This is a genomic window from Amycolatopsis sp. NPDC114505 (assembly GCF_055633615.1).
Genome location: NZ_JBVKDV010000010.1, coordinates 1 through 1,583 on the forward strand (window position 1 = coordinate 1; position 1,583 = coordinate 1,583).

Genomic DNA, 1,583 nt, shown 5'->3' on the forward strand with positions numbered 1-1,583 from the left:
AGGCTGAGACGTGATGCGTAGCCGTTTGAGGCGAAGTAGAGTGATCCTATGCTGCCGAGAAAAGCCTCTAGTGAGTGCATGCACGGCCCGTACCCCAAACCAACACAGGTGGTCAGGTAGAGAATACCAAGGCGATCGGGTGAACTGTGGTTAAGGAACTCGGCAAAATGCCCCCGTAACTTCGGGAGAAGGGGGGCCAAACACTCTGAAGTTCTTTACGGACTAGGGGTGGGTGGCCGCAGAGACCAGCGGAAAGCGACTGTTTACTAAAAACACAGGTCCATGCGAAGTCGCAAGACGATGTATATGGACTGACGCCTGCCCGGTGCTGGAACGTTAAGAGGACCGGTTAACTCCTTTCGGGGGGTGAAGCTGAGAATTTAAGCGCCAGTAAACGGCGGTGGTAACTATAACCATCCTAAGGTAGCGAAATTCCTTGTCGGGTAAGTTCCGACCTGCACGAATGGCGTAACGACTTTCCGGCTGTCTCAACCACAGGCCCGGCGAAATTGCACTACGAGTAAAGATGCTCGTTACGCGCGGCAGGACGGAAAGACCCCGGGACCTTTACTATAGTTTGGTATTGGTTTTCGGTTCGGCTTGTGTAGGATAGGTGGGAGACTGTGAAGCGGTGACGCTAGTTACTGTGGAGTCAATGTTGAAATACCACTCTGGTCGAATTGGGAATCTGAACCTCGGGCCATGATCTGGTTCAGGGACAGTGCCTGATGGGTAGTTTAACTGGGGCGGTTGCCTCCTAAAGAGTAACGGAGGCGCCCAAAGGTTCCCTCAGCCTGGTTGGCAATCAGGTGTTGAGTGCAAGTGCACAAGGGAGCTTGACTGTGAGACAGACATGTCGAGCAGGGACGAAAGTCGGGACTAGTGATCCGGCACCTCCTGGTGGAAGGGGTGTCGCTCAACGGATAAAAGGTACCCCGGGGATAACAGGCTGATCTTGCCCAAGAGTCCATATCGACGGCATGGTTTGGCACCTCGATGTCGGCTCGTCGCATCCTGGGGCCGGAGTAGGTCCCAAGGGTTGGGCTGTTCGCCCATTAAAGCGGCACGCGAGCTGGGTTTAGAACGTCGTGAGACAGTTCGGTCCCTATCCGCCGCGCGCGTAGGATACTTGAGGAAGGCTGTCCCTAGTACGAGAGGACCGGGACGGACGAACCTCTGGTGTGCCAGTTGTTCTGCCAAGGGCATGGCTGGTTGGCCACGTTCGGAAGGGATAACCGCTGAAGGCATCTAAGCGGGAAGCCTGTTCCAAGATGAGGTATCCCACCCCTTTGTGGGTTAAGGCTCCCAATAGACCATTGGGTTGATAGGCCAGAAATGGAAGCACAGTAATGTGTTGTCGAGTTGACTGGTACTAATAGGCCGAGGACTTGTCTACGAAGATGTTGCGCATCCACTCTACGGTTCTGAAACACCACGCTGGTGCGTGTGTTGTTTCGGAGTGTTTCGGTGGTTTTAGCGTCAGGGAAACGCCCGGTCCCATTCCGAACCCGGAAGCTAAGCCTGATAGCGCCGATGGTACTGCAACCGAAGGGTTGTGGGAGAGTAGGACACCGCCGAACTTA

2 rRNA genes are annotated in these 1,583 nt (G+C 54.8%); both read left to right on the forward strand.

Annotated elements, in window-relative coordinates:
* Positions 1-1,396: ribosomal RNA gene (locus tag ACZ7OU_RS50355) — 23S ribosomal RNA — on the forward strand; the annotation flags it as partial.
* Positions 1,397-1,463: 67 nt separating this feature from the next.
* Positions 1,464-1,580: ribosomal RNA gene (gene rrf / locus ACZ7OU_RS50360) — 5S ribosomal RNA — on the forward strand.
* Positions 1,581-1,583: the final 3 nt, after the last annotated feature.